The 17,493-nt window shown below is 48.3% G+C and carries 15 protein-coding genes; 3 read left to right on the forward strand and 12 right to left on the reverse strand.

What is annotated here, in order from left to right:
* Positions 1-33: 33 nt before the first annotated feature.
* Entirely contained in the window at positions 34-2,685 is a 2,652-nt protein-coding gene (pepN, locus tag ACJJIL_RS15325) for an aminopeptidase N (protein WP_445360109.1), read from the reverse strand.
* Positions 2,686-3,181: 496 nt separating this feature from the next.
* Between pepN and ACJJIL_RS15330 the strand changes: the two genes are divergently transcribed.
* The 3 genes from ACJJIL_RS15330 (at position 3,182) to ACJJIL_RS15340 (ending at position 6,885) form a co-directional block, all read left to right on the forward strand.
* Positions 3,182-6,172: an intermembrane phospholipid transport protein YdbH family protein gene (locus ACJJIL_RS15330; protein WP_445360110.1), complete on the forward strand. Its 2,991-nt coding sequence runs from the start codon at positions 3,182-3,184 to the stop codon at positions 6,170-6,172.
* A gap of 181 nt (positions 6,173-6,353) precedes the next feature.
* Complete coding sequence (locus tag ACJJIL_RS15335; protein WP_282931815.1) at positions 6,354-6,548, forward strand: YnbE family lipoprotein; 195 nt, start codon at positions 6,354-6,356, stop codon at positions 6,546-6,548.
* Between the two features lie 10 nt (positions 6,549-6,558).
* Positions 6,559-6,885, forward strand: coding sequence for a YdbL family probable chaperone protein (locus ACJJIL_RS15340; protein ID WP_445360111.1), 327 nt, complete (start codon positions 6,559-6,561; stop codon positions 6,883-6,885).
* A gap of 92 nt (positions 6,886-6,977) precedes the next feature.
* Here the strand turns inward: ACJJIL_RS15340 and rpoS are convergent, their stop codons facing one another.
* From rpoS to pyrG, 11 genes are all read right to left on the reverse strand, one after another.
* Complete coding sequence (gene rpoS / locus ACJJIL_RS15345; protein WP_413664895.1) at positions 6,978-8,024, reverse strand: RNA polymerase sigma factor RpoS; 1,047 nt, start codon at positions 8,022-8,024, stop codon at positions 6,978-6,980.
* A gap of 199 nt (positions 8,025-8,223) precedes the next feature.
* On the reverse strand, positions 8,224-8,985 hold the full coding sequence (locus ACJJIL_RS15350) for a peptidoglycan DD-metalloendopeptidase family protein (protein ID WP_444894558.1): 762 nt from the start codon (positions 8,983-8,985) through the stop codon (positions 8,224-8,226).
* Positions 8,986-9,179: 194 nt separating this feature from the next.
* Positions 9,180-10,142, reverse strand: a complete 963-nt coding sequence (locus tag ACJJIL_RS15355) for a DUF368 domain-containing protein (protein ID WP_445360112.1) — start codon at positions 10,140-10,142, stop codon at positions 9,180-9,182.
* Positions 10,139-10,810, reverse strand: coding sequence for a protein-L-isoaspartate(D-aspartate) O-methyltransferase (locus tag ACJJIL_RS15360; RefSeq protein ID WP_282931810.1), 672 nt, complete (start codon positions 10,808-10,810; stop codon positions 10,139-10,141). The genes ACJJIL_RS15355 and ACJJIL_RS15360 overlap by 4 nt, the downstream gene beginning before the upstream one ends.
* A gap of 54 nt (positions 10,811-10,864) precedes the next feature.
* On the reverse strand, positions 10,865-11,827 hold the full coding sequence (gene truD, locus ACJJIL_RS15365) for a tRNA pseudouridine(13) synthase TruD (protein WP_445360113.1): 963 nt from the start codon (positions 11,825-11,827) through the stop codon (positions 10,865-10,867).
* A complete protein-coding gene (ispF, locus tag ACJJIL_RS15370) occupies positions 11,820-12,305 on the reverse strand; it encodes a 2-C-methyl-D-erythritol 2,4-cyclodiphosphate synthase (RefSeq protein WP_445360114.1) in 486 nt (161 codons plus the stop codon). The genes truD and ispF overlap by 8 nt, the downstream gene beginning before the upstream one ends.
* Entirely contained in the window at positions 12,305-13,024 is a 720-nt protein-coding gene (ispD, locus tag ACJJIL_RS15375) for a 2-C-methyl-D-erythritol 4-phosphate cytidylyltransferase (RefSeq protein WP_445360115.1), read from the reverse strand. The genes ispF and ispD overlap by 1 nt, the downstream gene beginning before the upstream one ends.
* Positions 13,021-13,308 (reverse strand): septum formation initiator family protein, encoded by a 288-nt coding sequence (locus ACJJIL_RS15380; RefSeq protein WP_282931806.1) that lies wholly within the window; start codon positions 13,306-13,308, stop codon positions 13,021-13,023. Before ACJJIL_RS15380 ends, ispD begins: the two co-directional genes overlap by 4 nt.
* Before the next feature lie 95 nt (positions 13,309-13,403).
* Positions 13,404-14,690 carry a phosphopyruvate hydratase gene (gene eno / locus ACJJIL_RS15385; protein WP_445360116.1) on the reverse strand — a complete coding sequence of 429 codons (1,287 nt, stop codon included), beginning with the start codon at positions 14,688-14,690 and terminating at the stop codon, positions 13,404-13,406.
* Positions 14,691-14,833: 143 nt separating this feature from the next.
* Positions 14,834-15,679: a 3-deoxy-8-phosphooctulonate synthase gene (gene kdsA, locus ACJJIL_RS15390; RefSeq protein ID WP_445357946.1), complete on the reverse strand. Its 846-nt coding sequence runs from the start codon at positions 15,677-15,679 to the stop codon at positions 14,834-14,836.
* 55 nt (positions 15,680-15,734) lie between these two features.
* Positions 15,735-17,369, reverse strand: a complete 1,635-nt coding sequence (gene pyrG, locus ACJJIL_RS15395; protein ID WP_252085084.1) for a CTP synthase — start codon at positions 17,367-17,369, stop codon at positions 15,735-15,737.
* Between the last annotated feature and the right edge of the window lie 124 nt (positions 17,370-17,493).

Below are 17,493 nucleotides of genomic sequence, written 5' to 3' on the forward strand. Positions count from 1 at the left end.
GTATGTGCAGCATACCCCAAGCAGGTATTTATTTTAAATCAAGCTTTTGCTGACTACCTCAAACAAATCCTTAGATAGGTCTCCCGAATCAGCAACCCTTTGCAGGGCAACTTTCATCTTCTCACCCAGGCTACCAGAGTATTTTTTCCAACGTGTGATCGGTATAACCAGCCTTGCTGAAATTTGTGGATTTAGCTTGTCCAAGACCAGAACCTGATCGGCAACAAACTCAAATCCGCTACCATCGATCTTATGGAATTGCTTAAAATTACGATTAGCAAAACCACCTATTACAGACCTTACTTTATTGGGGTTTTTCATTTCAAAAGCAGGGTGATCCATAAGTGCACGAATATTTTCCAATGTACCGCGCTTGGGACTACAACTCTGCTGACCCAGCCATAGTTCTACTACTTGAGTATCGGTTTTCCAGCGCTCATAAAATTGTTCAATCAACCCCCCGGCTCGGTCTTCCGGTGCATGATTAATAATAACAGCGAGAGCCGCCGCACTATCTGTCATATTACTAGCGCTCTCAAACTGAACCTGGGCTATATCTAACGCCTCCTCAGTTTCTGTTATGCAGATATAGGATAAACAGGTATTTTTAAGTCGTCTTTGCGCAATATCTAACGCATTCGGGCTATAGGGCTTTGTGGTATTCAATTCTAGATAGCGCTTGCGAAATTCATCAAATAATTCACCTGCAATTACCTTCTTTACAAATTCCCTCGCAACAATTATTGCTTCCGCATCAATAGATGATGACTCTTCAGCGATAAACTGCTCACTGGGCAATTGCAAGATCTCTGCGACCAGCGCTAGATCGAGATCAACATCCTGTAAAACCTCTTTATAAGCACTGATTAAACTTGGTTGTACCTGTAGTTCCTCACCTTTACGAAAAGCCACCTGAAGCTCACACAAAGCATTTAATGCTAGGCGCTGACTTGCATCCCAGCGGTTAAACGTGTCCTTATCCTTGCTCATTAAAAATTGAAGCTGCTCATTACTATAGTTGTACCTTATTTTTACTGGAGCGGAGAAGCCTCGCAGCAATGAGGGTAAAGGCTTCTCCGCAAGTCCGGAAAACTCAAAAGATTGCTCATCTTCTGTTAACTGTAAAACAGTTTCAGTATCACCCTGCTCATTGAGTACAAGCTCTGCGCCATCAGCCCCCAGCAATCCAATTCTTATTGGTAAGTGGAAAGGTAACTTCTCTTCCTGACCTGGCGATGAAGGGCAAGACTGGCGAATAGTTAGACTATAAGTGCCATCAGTTTCATTAAAGCTATCTGTCACATCAAGTATCGGCGTGCCTGCTTGGCTGTACCAGTTGCGGAATTGCTTCAGTTCAACCTTGTTAGCATCTTCCATCGCCTTGACGAAATCTTCACAGGTTACCGCGCAACCATCGTGCTGCTGAAAGTACAAGTCACTTCCTTTGCGGAACCCTTCTGCACCTAAGAGTGTATGAATCATCCGTACAACTTCCGCACCCTTTTCATAAATTGTCAGAGTGTAAAAGTTTGAAATTTCTATATAAGAATCTGGCCTGATAGGATGGGCCATAGGGCCGGCATCTTCAGCAAACTGGGTAGTACGCAAAAGGGATACATCTTCAATACGCTTAACCGCTCGGGAATTAAGATCAGCGGAGAACTCCGCATCACGAAATACGGTAAAACCTTCCTTCAGGCTCAACTGAAACCAATCCCGGCAAGTAACCCGATTGCCGGACCAGTTGTGAAAATACTCATGTCCTACAATAGACTCAATCCGCTGAAAAGCTGAATCCGTTGCTGTTTCTGGGCTAGCGAGCACACAGGCCGAATTGAAAATATTCAATCCTTTGTTTTCCATAGCCCCCATATTGAAATGATCAACAGCAACAATCATAAAGATGTCTAGGTCATATTCCTTTCCGTAAGTTTCCTCATCCCAACGCATCGCATTTTTAAGTGAGCGCATAGCATGATCACACTTCCCAATATTTTTCGCTTCCGTAAAGATCTGTAACTTAACCTTTCTACCAGAGGCTGTTGTGAAGCTATCTTCCACATGCTCCAAGTCCCCGCCTACCAACGCAAATAAGTAAGCCGGCTTGGCGAATGGATCTTCCCAAGTTACAAACTGACGACCATCTTCATATCTACCCCTTTCAACTTCATTGCCATTTGAAAGTAGTACTGGGTGGTCCATCGGCGCGACGATGGTGGTGGTAAATTTGGACATAACATCCGGCCGGTCAGGATAGAAAGTAATTTTTCTAAATCCTTCAGCTTCACATTGAGTGCAATACATACCATTAGAGAGATATAATCCCTCTAGAGATGTGTTTTCCTCCGGATTTATCCGATTGCGGATTTCCAGCAGAAATTCTGGTTTCTCTACAGGGATAGACAGGCCCTCAGGTAGAACCTGATAATCAGATGTAGACAACAAAACTCCATCCAAAGAAACCGAAAGTAATTCCAGCTCGACACCATCCAGCACTAAAGGCGGCAGCCCTGCACCCGCTTGCGGATTTCTGCGAATATTCAAACGAGATTTGACCAAAGTTGCCTTGGGTTCCAGCTCAAAATGTAAATCAGTAGCATCCACCAGGTAATCTGGTACTTGATAGTCTTTCAGGTAAATGGTCTTTGGCTGGCTATCTTTCATTATTGAAACACCTTCAGTCATTCTATGCCCTTCCGGGGCAGTATGAATTCGATTAATTGGACCAACAATATCGTTACCCGGGCCAATACTATTTATCACCCAAGTTAAAAACCGGACTATAGCTTCCCAGCGCGATTGGTGCCACGCATAGATAAGTTTGATTAATACTTGCCCTTGCAGCCTTGCCCACAGCCACTCTTGGCACATCTGCCTCCACAAGCACAGAGGTAACAGCGACGGAGAAGGCAAAAACTATCAGTGCGCCACATTAGATAGGTGAAAACTATATAATAGTGGTCGATTATATACCCATATAGAGCACTTACTGTCTGCCCTACCCCACAGCACAGTAGATACTGACCAACATGGTGAGAAATTGCAGCCAGTATAATTATCCAATCTGGTAAACTCGTCATAGGGTAGCAGTAAGGGATTAAAGTATTCCTACTTCGCCCTTTCGTAACGAATAATAGATTTAAGTTTGAGCTAATCTCTTGCGGGAATTCCGAGGTTCAGTGTGCGTAAACTCCGTATCTCCATCATAACTCTATCTTGTTTTTTAGCTGCCCTCATAGCAGCTAGCTGGTGGAAAAAGGATATCGTTGCCTCTCAGCTAATCAATATTTTCTCAGGAGAGGTAGTTATTCAGGAGCTGACAGGACTACGACTGGGTTTTAAAGAAGTTTCCATCCAGGAAGTTCGCCTAAAGTCCAGCGTAAATAGTATTATCCTCCTCGAGGGAGTAAAAATTGTCTATCCTTTCCATATTATTTATGACCGAGATAACACCCAAAAAATTGAACTATCAATAGAAAAGCTAACCAGGAGCATGGAAGCTAAAGATATCGTTACCAAAGCCCATATCAACGAGCAGCTCCCGGAAAATAATGTCAAGACAAGTAATACATTATCGTTAAGTGCCCTAAGCCAAAGTCTAACCCGCTTTTTGCCAGGCAAGATATCCGTTAAGCAAATAGTACTCGATGGCCAATTGATTGGCGGCCCACTAAATATAGCTCGCGACAGCACAAAAATTCATGCCGAAACTCCCCTTAAACACCCCCAGTTTGGCGAGCTTAATTTATATTTTGAGGCTTTTTTAGGTTTGTCAGAAATCAAACTAAAACCCAGAATACTAACTAACAACTCAAAGATTCTGTCTGAAGCTGATATAACTATTGCTAAACTAGAAGCTGACACATGGATTTTAAACAGTGAACTTGTATCAGAGCTGGAATCTATAGCCCCACTGATAGAGATATTTGAACCTAAAGCTAGCTCCACAACTAAGCCGACAGTATCAGGCAAAATTATAGCTACCACCGCAATTAGCTTGCCAGACAATCTGCTATCCATTTCAAGCTACCGAGAAATTGACATTCAACTTAATGGCAATGATCTAAAGGCCACAATCCCATACGCTCAACTAAACTCCAATATAGAAGCCCAATTATCTATAAGTAATCCAATAAAAATAACACTTGAATCACTATTTCCATTTAAACCTCGACATATCAAGGGGAGTGGCGAGCTTGATATAGCTTTAGATACTGATAAAAACACCAATACCCCGCTATTAAGTGCGGACTTTAGCTCGAGCACATCGGCGACATCTCCCGAATTAGATATCGAAGGTACTTTTCATCTAACAAGTGCAAATACTATAGTTAATTCCCCCCTATATCTCAGACACTTGCCAGCACTACCTATTGATAGTGTTAATGGAGATGTGACATTTAAGGGTAAACTTCAACTAAGTTCGCTTAACAATATTAACTCTCCAGAAGTAAATAGCTTTCAATTAGAATTGATACCAAACCAAACTATTCAATTGGATATTTCAGCTTCCACTTCAGGAAAAAACTCTCCTTTAATTACTACTGGATTACATCAGAGCAAGATACAGGCAAGCATTAAAGATCTTATCTCCATTACAGGTGACCTGACCAATCCCAACCAAAGAGATATTAAGATCGAACAAGGATCTCTAACTGCAACGATACAAGGCTCCAATGGGGACTCGACAGTACAGTTAACCGCTAGCGACATACAATGTCACTTCTCTGATATCAGTGCCTGTCACTTTGAGCTGAAGACAAAAGTATCCCAACTTTATGAGCGGGCCAGAGAATTAGCAGTTACCAATCTAAGTTCAACGGCCAAGGCAAAGATTGAAAGCAATCTTAAAGGTCAAAAATTCACTCTAGAGAACATTAAAGTATCTGGAGAAAAAATAACAACCAAAACATTGGAGGCTGACAGAATAAACTTAGATATACCAACAGTACACTGCGAAGTAACAGAACCTACAATCTGCACTCTCCCAGAAATAAGCAGTCAGTTTGGAATTATCAATACCGAGCAATTTTCCCTTTCTGGAGACCTCAATTTTCTTGATAGTATTGTTACCATCAAAAATGGTGCTGCAGCGCTGGACAGTGAATTTAATAGTAACAATTTAGAGATTGAGACATCGGAAAAGTACAAGGTTAACTCTTCAGCCAAAGGCAAGCTATCTCTGCAACACAATAAGCTAACAAGTCATAGTCAAATTAAAGCAGGTGCAATTAAAATTGATTTAAGCGGCTCTTACGACTTAGCAAAATCCTCAGGTGGAGTTGAATTTTCCGTTCCTGAAGTTACCTTTAGTACGGATCCCTCTCTAAACGATACGATCCAGGGTCTTCCCCTCAATATCGTCTCGGGCAGACTTTCTGCCGGTGGTTCTGTGTCTTTGCCCCCCCGGTCCAAAGATAGTATCCATGTTTCATTGGACGATATTGCAGCAACCTATAAGGATAGTTTTGCCACCGGAATCAGTGGAGATCTAAAAGTAGAAAACGAAGATGGGCACTGGATCACACCTACACCATACCCACTATCGATAGAATCTATTAACGCCGGTTTACCAGTGAAAAATATCCAGTTATCACTGCAACTGGATAAACAGAAAGATATTACATTGCATAATTTTTCTGCTGACTTTTTGCAAGGCAAGGTTACTTCATCAGCCCTTATTTGGAATCTCGCTGAAGAGACTCGAAAAAGCATTGTACATGCACAAGGTATTTCTCTAGAGGCTTTAGCACAGGAGACGAACTCAGAGAACTTTGAGGCCAGCGGGCTAATTAACTTGGAAATCCCCATTGTAACGGGGCCTGAGGGTATCACTGTGGAAGCCGGTCACCTTCAGGGTGAAGCTCCAGGCGGACGCTTGCGCTACTACGGAGCCTTTTCTCCGCAGATGCTGGCAAGCAACCCACAACTTAAGTTGATAGCCAATGCACTGGAAGATTATGAGTTTCAAACACTGGAAGGCAGCATAGACTATCCAGCCAGCGGAGATCTCCAGCTACAGCTAAAGCTGGTTGGTCGAAGTGAGGCTATCGATTCTGATCGAGACCTGGTGATCAACCTGAACCTTGAAAACAATATCCCAGATATGCTGCGCTCATTGCAAGCCAGTCGTGATTTGACTGAAACCCTGGAAAAGCAGCTGGACCAATAGGTCAGGAGTGAAGTAGCCTTTATTGGTATGTACAAGCCTGCTTGGTTCATCACCGGTTAAGGTTGACTCAATAAAATACTTGGGTCTGCCGGCATCCAACTCACCTGCTGAACCAGGCAGGTAACACGGGCTAGGTACAAAAAGTAAAAGGGTACCAAAGAGGTACTGTGAGGAGTGTCAGATGAAAGCCAGCCGACTGATTCCTATGGGGCTGCTATACGCTATGGTTGCTACAGGGTGTACACCCACTGTAGCGGTCAAGGCTCCCAGTGAGCCAATTACAGTAAACCTGAATGTGAAAATTGAGCATGAAATTCGGGTTAAGGTCGACAAGGACCTGGACAACCTGTTTGAAGACAAGGAAGGGATTTTCTAAGGAGGCAAATATGAAGACATTAATGAAAGCCTTTTTGGCACTGAGCTTATTAATCGCCCTGCCTGCAATGGCAATTTCCCTGAATGAAGCCAAAAGTAAGGGCCTGGTTGGTGAAGCCAATAGCGGATACATCGCTATCGTAGATGCCAGCTCACCAGAACTGGAAAAACTGGTCAAAGAAGTGAATGCCAAGCGAAAAGCTGCTTACGCTCGAATCGCTGAACGCAATAAAATTGATATAGCCCAAGTGGCAACACGCGCCGCTGAAAAGTTGGAAGCCCGCTTGTCACCCGGAGAATACTACCAGGACAACCTGGGACGCTGGATAAGGAAGTAACTCATAGCCCGAAGACTTCAGCTCAGCAAGAAGAGATGATAAAAAACCCCACAGCCAGAAACTGGCAGTGGGGTATTATCAAGGAGTAGAGGCTACAAATTGCCAAATAGTGAATGCCCGTCGAGCCCCTGCTTCTCCATAACCTCTCTTAAACGTTTCAGTGCATCCACCTGTATTTGCCTGACCCGCTCCCTGGTGAGACCGATTTCACGCCCGACTTCTTCCAGAGTGCTCGCTTCAAAACCGCGCAAACCAAACCGCCTAGAGACCACTTCACACTGCTTGTCAGGTAACTCTCCCAACCAGCGGTTGATGCTGTCAAAAAGGTCCCTGTCCTGTAAAAGCTCTGCTGGGTCAGATTCCTGCTGATCGGGGATGGTATCTACCAAGGTCTTCTCAGAAGAGGGCCCAATGGGAGTATCTACAGAAGTGACCCGCTCATTGAGCCCCAGCATACGCTCGACATCTTCGACTGGCTTCTCAAGGAGGGTCGCAATTTCTTCTGCGGATGGCTCGTGATCCAGCTTTTGCGCCAACTCTCGAGATGCACGCAAGTACACGTTTAACTCTTTCACGACATGGATGGGCAAGCGTATGGTCCGGGTCTGATTCATTATGGCCCGTTCTATCGTCTGACGTATCCACCAGGTGGCGTAAGTGGAAAAGCGAAAACCTCTCTCTGGATCAAACTTCTCAACTGCTCGAATCAGGCCCAGATTGCCTTCCTCAATAAGGTCCAGCAGTGCCAAACCTCGGCTAACGTAGCGGCGAGCAATCTTTACAACAAGGCGAAGATTGCTCTCGATCATTCGTTTTCTTGCCGCAGCATCTCCACGCAAAGCCTTGCGCGCGTAATACACCTCTTCTTCTGCGGTCAATAGGGGGGAGAATCCAATTTCATTGAGATAGAGTTGAGTAGCGTCGAGATTTTTCTGCAAATGGCCATCGCCATCCAATCTACAAACTCTACTTTTCTCTGCCTGGGAGGGTGCGGAACTCTTTTTAGCCGCAGATTTCCGCGTGCGACTAACACCTGCTTCAGTTGAACCTAATTTCTGCTCATCATTTTCAACGTCTAACTCAGGAGGAAAGTCTTCTGCCTGGCCAGCCATAGACTGGTCTTGCCGTTGTGCTTCCATTTCCCCTGCTCCTTGTACTTTGCCAATTTCAGCCGCACAACACACTCGGACATTGATAACACAACTATCAATGCCGCAGGTATGTGGCGACAGCCACTGAATCGGCTGACCCTGGGATGGCCACGATTACAGTGACTACCTCAAGTGGTACTAGTTAAAAGTCCATTTTTATTTGCAGAGCTTTACTGCGGCCGTGAACTTACGGTAAGTAGGCAAGAGGGTCTACTGGCTGACCGTTTTTGCGAATCTCAAAGTGGAGCTTGTTGCGGTCGGTACCACTCGAACCCAGTTCCGCTATCCTTTGCCCCGCCTTTACCCTGCTGCCCTCCTTTACGAGCAACCGGTGATTGTGTGCATAGGCACTGAGGTAAACCTCGTTGTGCTTGACGATCAGCAGCTTTCCATAACCTCTCAAGGCGCTTCCTGCGTAGATCACGGTGCCATCAGCCGCTGCCAGTACAGACTCACCCTTTTCACCCGCGATATCAACTCCCTTACGCAATGGGTCCCCAGAGCGGAAGTGACTAATCACTTTCCCCTTGGCGGGCCAGCGCCAGTTGACCGATCCGCTCCGGCGAGATGCTGTTGATTGGCGCTTTGGGCTTGGTGTTAAAGATTTTTTAGCAGTGGTCGTTTGTGTTGTTTTCGGTTTAGCTTTTGCGACTGGCGCTTTTTGCTTCTTTTGCGTGCTGGCAGTGCTCTTGGTTGGCACTGAACCCGTCAGCCTGATTCTCTGCCCAGGATATATTTGATAAGGGGAGCGGATACCATTTATCGCTGCCAATTGGCGAAAATCCTTGCCGTAACGCCAGGCTATCGAATAAAGGGTATCCCCTTTACCAACCGTGTGGTGGGTAATTTTGATGCTCGGAGGCTGGCGTAGGGAGCTTGAGGGAGCCTTATGGCTGGAACAGGAGGAAACGGCCTGCAGCAGAACCAGCAAGCCTAATATTTTAAACACCCCCCACAAACAATGACCGATTTTAGGGAGTTTGTTCCGCCAACATCGGCGCTCAAGAGGTTGCAAAAGATGACATTCCATTATTCTCTTTTTACATCAGACCACGGCATTTATGGAAAAAGTGTCTAAAGAAAAGCTCCAAAAATCTCTGGAAAAGTTTGATAAAACGCTGCCATACCGAGATTTTCCAGATCTTATTGCGGAGTGGCGCAAGACTTCTCTCTGTGCACCTTGCCAAAGAAGTCTACAGCGAGAACTAAGAGCGCTGCCACTAGAGCCGCAACAATTGCGCCCCCCAAATGAGCACTGTCGCCGGTTTGCTCGACAAAAGTTAGCGGAGAAGTGTTGGATAGCAAAGGGGCCAATTTGCTTGATGCTTCGATTTCCCCGGACATTGGCAGTTTCCAGGGCCAAATAATCTTCAAACTACCCAACAAAACCCCGGCAAGAAATGCCAGTGTCCTGGCTACATATTTGTGCATCAGCCAAGACAACAACCGACTGAAGAGCATCAGTCCTATTACCGCCCCTGCCGCAAAGCACAATAGGTTTGAAATTTGGAGTTCATGAACTGCAGCTAAAACCTTGGGGTATATCCCGATTAATAACAGCAGGAAAGCGCCGGAAATTCCCGGCAGTGCCATCGCACATATTGCCAAAGCACCTGATAAAAATAGCGTAAGTGGAGTTGCCGGTATCTCCGAAGGCCGCATCTCGCTCACTGTTACTGCAAGCGCAATACCCAGTGCGAGAAAAACCAAAACAGATGGCGACCACCGGGGGATATTTCTCACAATGGGAACAATGGAAGCGAGAACCAAACCGAAAAAGAAAGACCACACAACAATTGGATAATTTTGCAGTAAGCCACTAATCAGGTGGGCCAAGCTAAAAACGCTCAACAATACCCCAAGGAAAAGAGAGAGCAAAAAGCTCCCATTAATATAGCGCCAAGTAGATAGAAACCCCTCCTTCCGCCACACTGTAATACAATGCGGGCCTATTCGACTGAGGGAGTCCAAAAGCTCCTGGTAGATGCCGGTAATAAAGGCAATAGTTCCCCCGGAAACACCGGGCACCACATCGGCAGCCCCCATTGCCATTCCCCGCAGTAGTACTCCGGGGTAGCGACTTTTTAGAACCTCAGCAAATCTCATCGAACCACGCCACCGAGTAAAGGCACGAAACGTACCGCTTCCAACTTTTCCACATCAAACTTATTACTATCCTCACGACGAGTCACCATCGTCAGGTATTGCTGCTCAGCCCCCACCGGAATTACTAAAACCCCATTGGGAGCCAGCTGTTCTCGCAGCTCATCAGGAATCATTGCAGGTGCTGCTGCAGCCAGGATAGCATCGTAAGGGCCCTCTTCTTTCCAACCAAAACCCCCACTGCTGAGCTTGTACTCTACATTGCTATAACCCAGCTCCCCCAACCGATGGCGAGCGGTTTCCAATAGAGGTTCGACACGCTCGACGGAATAAAGTTGTTCGACCAAACGAGCAAGAATGGCCGTTTGGTAGCCAGAGCCCGTACCCACTTCCAGAACTCGGTGTAGAGACTTGGCTCTACTCAGTAAGAGTTCAGTCATACGGGCGACAATGTATGGCTGGGAAATAGTTTGGCCATACCCTATGGGCAAAGCAGTATCTTCATAAGCCCGAATAGCCAGGGCCTCATCCAAAAAGAGGTGTCGAGGTGTAGATGCCATTACATCCAGTACCTCCTCGTTGGATATCCCCTCTTCCCGCAATCGCTGGATCAAGCGATTACGGGTTCGTTGGGAAGTCATCCCCAGACCTTCTTGTCTCAAGCGATCCATATTCTTTTCTTGTCCATGATTTGTGCAACAGCGCCAGTCACCTAAATACAAATTTTATGTGCACTGTTTAACATTGACCAGCTGAGCTATCTCCCGTAGCAAAGCCGTAGCAAAAGTACCCGGTGGCAAGGCAAATTCGACGATTAAATGATCACCTTCCCACTCATAGCGAAATGCCTCCGGGGATAAAATCATGGCCCGGCGCTCCTGACTAAGACCGCAGTGCTCCAGCCAGTTGCACCAAGGCTGCCACGGGGACAACACTTGCTCTTCCAACTGCCCCAGGGCATCCGTTGACAGGTTTCTGCCACGCCCCCAAAGAGGCCCGGTTGGGTAATCTTCAGGCTCTCCAACGAGGGGGCTCTGCCAGGTTCCGGTATTGACTCGTTCAGCCAAAACCTGGTTGAACAGCCAGCTACGGGCAGCAGACATGGCGAAGGCCTTTTCGCTTTTGCGGCAGCGACCGTCCTCTTCAGCTAAGTTTTTTGCCAGGCTAAGGTTATTGCCATCAATCCCAAAGCGCTGTTCACCGAAGTAATTGGGCACCCCTTTGGGAATCAGCTGAAGTACTTCTTCTACTTTGTCCCGGTCACCTTCTACATTGCGCAGCCGAATCTTGAAGCGATTCCCCATATGCTCGCCACGACGCAACTTGCGTGGTCCCCGAAAGGCCTGGAGCAATGAAATCTCATCGCTGTTAATTTGCGACCAGTCTGCTTCTGGCTTTTGTCCGAGCCATACACTGAACCATTGAGTGGTAACAGCATGTCGGTCTTTCAAGCCATAAAAGCTGACATCCCGGCTTTGCACCCCAGCTAACTTCGCCAATTCCTTGGCAACCCAGGCGGTATTTGCCCCGCGCTTTTTAACCTGCAAGTAAACATGCTCGCCATCTTTATCAGCCGGCGGCATAGCCAGTTCATCGACAATAAAATCTTCTGGTTCTGTTCGAAAATCGCCAGAAATTACCGCACCCCCAAGCGCTCGGGGCCAATCCAGATTCCAAACTTCAGACATCTTTGCGCTCTAATAAAACAGTAGCTTGCGCGGCGATACCCTCACCGCGACCAGTAAATCCAAGCTTTTCTGTAGTGGTTGCTTTGACACTGATCGCACCGCAATCAACACCACAGTCAGCGGCAATATTGACTCGCATTCCATCGATATGCGGAGCCATTTTGGGGGCCTGGGCAATCAACGTCATATCCGCATTAACCAGGCGATACCCTTTACTATCGATTAATCCAACAACATGTCGAAGCAGGTTTCTGCTATCCGCTCCGGCAAATTGTTCATCGTTATCGGGAAAGTGTTTACCGATATCTCCCAGGGCCAGAGCACCCAGTAAGGCATCCGACAGGGCGTGCAGTAAAACATCCCCATCAGAATGAGCTACCAAACCATACCCATAGGAGATTTGTACTCCTCCGAGCACTACATGATCACCAGGGCCAAATGCGTGCACATCAAAGCCCTGGCCTATTCGAAAACTCACTATCGCTTATCCTCAGTCGGGGAGTAGCGCAGACGTAAAATAGTTTCTGCAATTATGATATCGGCGGGGTGCGTCACTTTAATATTGTCACTATCACCCGCAACCAATTGCGGTGAATGGCCAAAAAACTCCAGTGCACTGGCTTCATCGGTTACAGCGACCCCTTGTTCCAGGGCTTTACCAAGGCATGAGTGCAGAGTACTGAGAGGGGCCCGCTGTGGGGTTTGCGCCAACCAAATACTTTCGCGGTCAACCGTTTCTTCCACACAGGCTACACCGCCAGTCACATGACTGCGCTTTAATGTGTCGCTTGCGGGGCGTGCTAAAAGTGCCATCGGTGAGACTTCGTCACTGAGTAAAGCGCAAATATCGCGCTCAGACACACAGGGTCGTGCGGCATCGTGGACTAAAACCGGAATATCGCCGCTTTCTCGCACCGCCAGGAAGTCCAGGGCGGACTGAACAGAGTCTGCTCTCTCAGCTCCACCAATGACGGTGTGTACCAAGGGGTGGTTTGCTTCTTTCAGGTGAGGGAAGTAGGTATCCTGCTCCGATAGCGATACTACAACGCCAGCCAAACCTGGCCACCCAAGAATATTTTTTAAAGTCAGGGATAGCAGTGGTCGCCCGAGCAATGGCAGGTACTGTTTCGGGCGATCAGCCCCCATACGTTTGCCAACGCCGGCAGCGGGTACAATGACCCAATAATCCTTAATCAATTTTCAGCCTCTTCCTTATCCAGGAAGATAAACAGTGTTTCCCCTTCCTTGATCAGTCCCAGGTCATAACGGGCTTTCGCTTCCACACCATCAGTGCCAACTTTCAAACTGCGGACTTCCCTAAACAGTTGACGGTTTTCCCGCACCAGCGCGATATTTTTTTCTTGCTGTTGGGCTAATTGACGCTTGAGACGGGTAACTTCGGCGAGACTACCTTCACCAACCCAAAGTCGGTACTGGGTGGCGAGGAGCATAATGGTGAGTATTGCCAGCAGCCATTTCATACGAGATTACGATATTTCGCTTGTTCGTATTTATAGTACTACAAAGAGGGGCTGGCCCCTCTTTGTAGTACTTGCACGCTAATTCAAATAATTGATTACTTGAATTCAGCGCGGCCGCGATAAGGAGCGGAACCATTCAGCTCAGCTTCAATACGCAGCAGACGGTTGTACTTGGCTACGCGGTCTGAACGGCAAAGGGAACCGGTCTTGATTTGACCAGCAGCAGTCGCAACCGCCAGATCCGCAATAGTGGTATCTTCGGTCTCACCGGAGCGGTGAGAGATCACAGCGGTGTAGCCCGCATCTTTAGCCATTTTGATCGCATCCAGAGTCTCGGACAGGGAGCCGATCTGGTTGAACTTGATCAAGATAGAGTTACCGACACCTTTCTCGATACCTTCCTTCAGGATCTTGGTGTTGGTTACGAATAGGTCGTCGCCTACCAGCTGTACTTTTTCACCAATTTTGTCGGTGAGTACTTTCCAACCGTCCCAATCACTCTCGTCCATACCGTCTTCGATAGACAGGATCGGATAGTTGGCGGACAGATCGGCCAGGTAGCTGGCAAAACCTTCACTGTCGAACTGCTTGCCTTCGCCAGCCAAGTCGTACTTGCCATCTTTGTAGAACTCGGAAGAAGCGCAGTCCAGAGCCAGGGTAATATCATCGCCCAGGGTGTAACCGGCCTTTTCTACAGCTTCAGCAATCACTTTCAGTGCCGCTTCGTTGGAAGGCAGGTTCGGAGCAAAGCCACCCTCATCGCCAACCGCAGTGTTCAGGCTGTTGCTGGACAGTACTTTTTTCAGGGAGTGGAAGATCTCAGCACCTTGGCGCAGGGCTTCAGCAAAAGATTCAGCCTTAACCGGCTGAACCATAAATTCCTGGATATCCACATTGTTGTCAGCGTGTTCGCCGCCATTGAGGATATTCATCATCGGTACCGGCATGGAGTACTCGCCCGGAGTGCCGTTTACCTCAGCAATGTGCTGATACAAAGGGATTTTTTTGGAAGCAGCAGCTGCTTTAGCGGCAGCCAGGGAAACCGCCAAAATAGCGTTAGCGCCGAAGTTCGCCTTATTTTCAGTGCCGTCGGCATCGATCATCGCCTTGTCCAGGGCGCGCTGATCGGCAGCATCCATACCCTTGAGCAGGTCAGCGATAGTAGTGTTGATATTTTCAACCGCTTTCAGGACACCCTTACCCAAGTAACGGCTTTTATCGCCATCGCGAAGTTCCAGCGCTTCACGGGAGCCAGTGGAGGCACCGGAGGGGGCGCAGGCGGAGCCAATAGAACCATTCTCCAGGATTACATCGGCTTCAACGGTAGGGTTACCGCGAGAATCCATTACTTCAAAGGCTTTAACAGCGACAATCTTGCTCATTTACAATGGGCTCCGTATTGGTACTTACTGAAAATAGGTTTTCGTAAATCAGACTTTACGCACTTTTTGCTACAGCGCTCAGGCCAAATAGCAGAGAGGAAAGTGCCGCGCGCCCCATCAGGGCGCGCAAAAATATTTCTTTTTTATTTCGTATCCAGCGGCTCAAAACCTTTGATCAGGTCATCTACCGCTTTCATCTGCGCCAGGAATGGCTCCAGCTTTTCCAGTGGCAATGCACTGGGACCATCACACAATGCTTTGTCTGGATTCGGGTGTGCTTCCAGGAACAGGCCGGCAATACCGATAGCCAAACCTGCGCGGCCCAGCTCAGTGACCTGTGCACGGCGACCACCAGAAGCTGCACCGGAAGGATCGCGCATTTGCAGTGAATGGGTGACATCAAAAATCAGCGGGGCACCGCCGGAGGCGTTGATCATGGTGCTAAAGCCCAGCATATCGACAACCAGGTTATCGTAGCCAAAGCAGGCACCGCGCTCACACAAAAGAATCTTTTCGTTGCCACACTCAGCGAATTTCTCCACCACATTTTTAACTTGCGGCGGGCTCATAAACTGGGGCTTTTTGACGTTGATCACTGCACCAGTCGCTGCCATAGCGGCGACCAGATCAGTCTGGCGGGCCAGGAAGGCCGGCAGCTGGATAATATCTACGACTTCGGCAACCGGAGCAGCCTGGTGTACTTCGTGGACATCGGTAATCAAGGGAACCTTAAAGGTATCTTTGATTTCCTGAAAAATCTTCAGGCCTTCTTCCATTCCCGGTCCGCGATAGGAATTGATGGAAGAGCGATTGGCCTTGTCAAAAGACGCTTTAAAAACATAGGGAATACCCAGTTTTTCAGTGACTTTTACATAGTGCTCAGCCACCTGCATCGCCAGGTCGCGGGATTCCAGTACATTCATACCGCCAAACAGCGCAAAGGGCTTATCGTTGGCGACCTGAATATTTCCGACTTCAATTGTTTTCACTGTCAGCTCCCTGTCATCTCACCCCCAGTCACAGAGACCGGGGGCGGATTACTGATTAACCCTGGTTTTCACGCTGCTTCATTGCGGCGGCAACAAAGCTTTCGAACAGCGGATGGCCGTCGCGCGGGGTTGAAGTAAATTCCGGGTGGAACTGGCAAGCAACGAACCAGGGATGGTTCGGCAATTCAACCATTTCTACCAGGGTATCGTCTGCAGACCAGCCGCCAATTTTCAAACCAGCTTGCTGCAGGCGATCAACGTAGTTGTTGTTCACTTCGTAGCGGTGGCGGTGGCGTTCTACAATGACGTCTGCGCCGTAGATATCGCGAGCCTTGGTGTCTTTAGCCAAACGACACTCCTGGCCACCCAAGCGCATGGTGCCACCCAGGTCGGACTGCTCGTCGCGCTTCTCGATATTGCCTTCGCTATCGATCCACTCTGTGATCAGGCCGATAACCGGGTGCGGGGTTTTAGTATTGAATTCAGTACTGTTGGCACCTTCGAGGCCGAGCACATTGCGCGCGAACTCGATAACCACAGACTGCAAACCGAGGCAGATGCCCAGGTAAGGAATATTGTTTTCACGAGCGTAGCGAACAGATTCAAGCTTGCCCTCTAAACCGCGTTCACCAAATCCACCGGGAACCAGGATTGCATCGGCATCCTTGATCAGGTCAATGCCGTTCTCACCCTCAACGTCTTCAGCGTTGATAAAGTCGATATCCACTTTGCAGCGATGCTTGATACCCGCATGGGTCAGGGACTCGATCAGGGACTTATAGGCATCCAGCAACTCCATGTATTTGCCAACCATGGCAATTTTCACTTCGTGCTGCGGGTTCAGCTTGCCATCGACCACTTCATCCCACTCGGAAAGGTCTGGTGCCTGGCATTCCAGCTGCAGTTTTTCCACAACGATATCGTCGAGGCCGTAACTGTGCAGAAGACGCGGTACGCCGTAGATGGTCTTGGCATCGGGCAGCGGTACAACAGCGCGCTCTTCAACATTGGTGAACAGTGCGATCTTGCGGCGGGAGTCCTCATCGATCTCACGCTCGGAACGGCACAGCAGAATATCCGGCTGCAAGCCGATAGAACGCAACTCTTTAACAGAGTGCTGAGTCGGCTTGGTCTTGGTTTCACCAGCAGTGGCAAGGAAAGGCACATAGCTCAGGTGGATCAACAGGGCGCGATTGGTGCCCATTTCCACACGCAGCTGACGCACAGATTCCAGGAACGGTTGGGATTCGATATCACCTACGGTGCCACCGATTTCAACAATAGCGACATCGACATCGCGGCCACCTTCTACAACGCGGCGCTTGATCTCGTCGGTAATATGGGGGATCACCTGTACGGTGCCACCCAAGTAGTCACCACGGCGCTCTTTGCGCAGTACGGTTTCGTACACGCGGCCGGTGGTGAAGTTGTTACGCTTGGACATCCGGGTACGGATAAAGCGTTCGTAGTGACCCAGGTCCAGGTCAGTCTCGGCACCATCCTCGGTGACATACACCTCGCCGTGCTGGAAGGGACTCATGGTACCCGGGTCTACGTTGATGTAGGGGTCCAGTTTGAGGATGGTAACCTTGAGGCCGCGGGCCTCGAGAATGGCGGCCAAAGAGGCGGAGGCGATACCTTTCCCCAACGAGGAAACCACGCCACCAGTTACAAAAATATAGCGCGTCATGCAAAACCTTGGTCAGTTGAGCGCTCGATGAATGTCGAGCTTACAGGGCTGGCCCGGGCGGATAATCCAGCTTCTCCCGGTGCCTTTTAGACGGGGCGCCAGGGTAGCAGAAACCCCCTTAACA

The organism is Microbulbifer maximicatervae (SeqCode), from assembly GCF_052468095.1.

What these genes read in the sequence shown, in the direction of transcription:
- ACJJIL_RS15380 (WP_282931806.1), bottom strand. Translation starts at nt 13,308, where the DNA reads ATGAAATGGCTGCTGGCAATACTCACCATTATGCTCCTCGCCACCCAG.
- ACJJIL_RS15355 (WP_445360112.1), bottom strand. Translation starts at nt 10,142, where the DNA reads ATGAGATTTGCTGAGGTTCTAAAAAGTCGCTACCCCGGAGTACTACTG.
- pepN (WP_445360109.1), bottom strand. Translation starts at nt 2,685, where the DNA reads ATGACTGAAGGTGTTTCAATAATGAAAGATAGCCAGCCAAAGACCATT.
- ACJJIL_RS15340 (WP_445360111.1), top strand. Translation starts at nt 6,559, where the DNA reads ATGAAGACATTAATGAAAGCCTTTTTGGCACTGAGCTTATTAATCGCC.
- eno (WP_445360116.1), bottom strand. Translation starts at nt 14,690, where the DNA reads ATGAGCAAGATTGTCGCTGTTAAAGCCTTTGAAGTAATGGATTCTCGC.
- pyrG (WP_252085084.1), bottom strand. Translation starts at nt 17,369, where the DNA reads ATGACGCGCTATATTTTTGTAACTGGTGGCGTGGTTTCCTCGTTGGGG.
- ACJJIL_RS15335 (WP_282931815.1), top strand. Translation starts at nt 6,354, where the DNA reads ATGAAAGCCAGCCGACTGATTCCTATGGGGCTGCTATACGCTATGGTT.
- truD (WP_445360113.1), bottom strand. Translation starts at nt 11,827, where the DNA reads ATGTCTGAAGTTTGGAATCTGGATTGGCCCCGAGCGCTTGGGGGTGCG.
- rpoS (WP_413664895.1), bottom strand. Translation starts at nt 8,024, where the DNA reads ATGGAAGCACAACGGCAAGACCAGTCTATGGCTGGCCAGGCAGAAGAC.
- ACJJIL_RS15360 (WP_282931810.1), bottom strand. Translation starts at nt 10,810, where the DNA reads ATGGATCGCTTGAGACAAGAAGGTCTGGGGATGACTTCCCAACGAACC.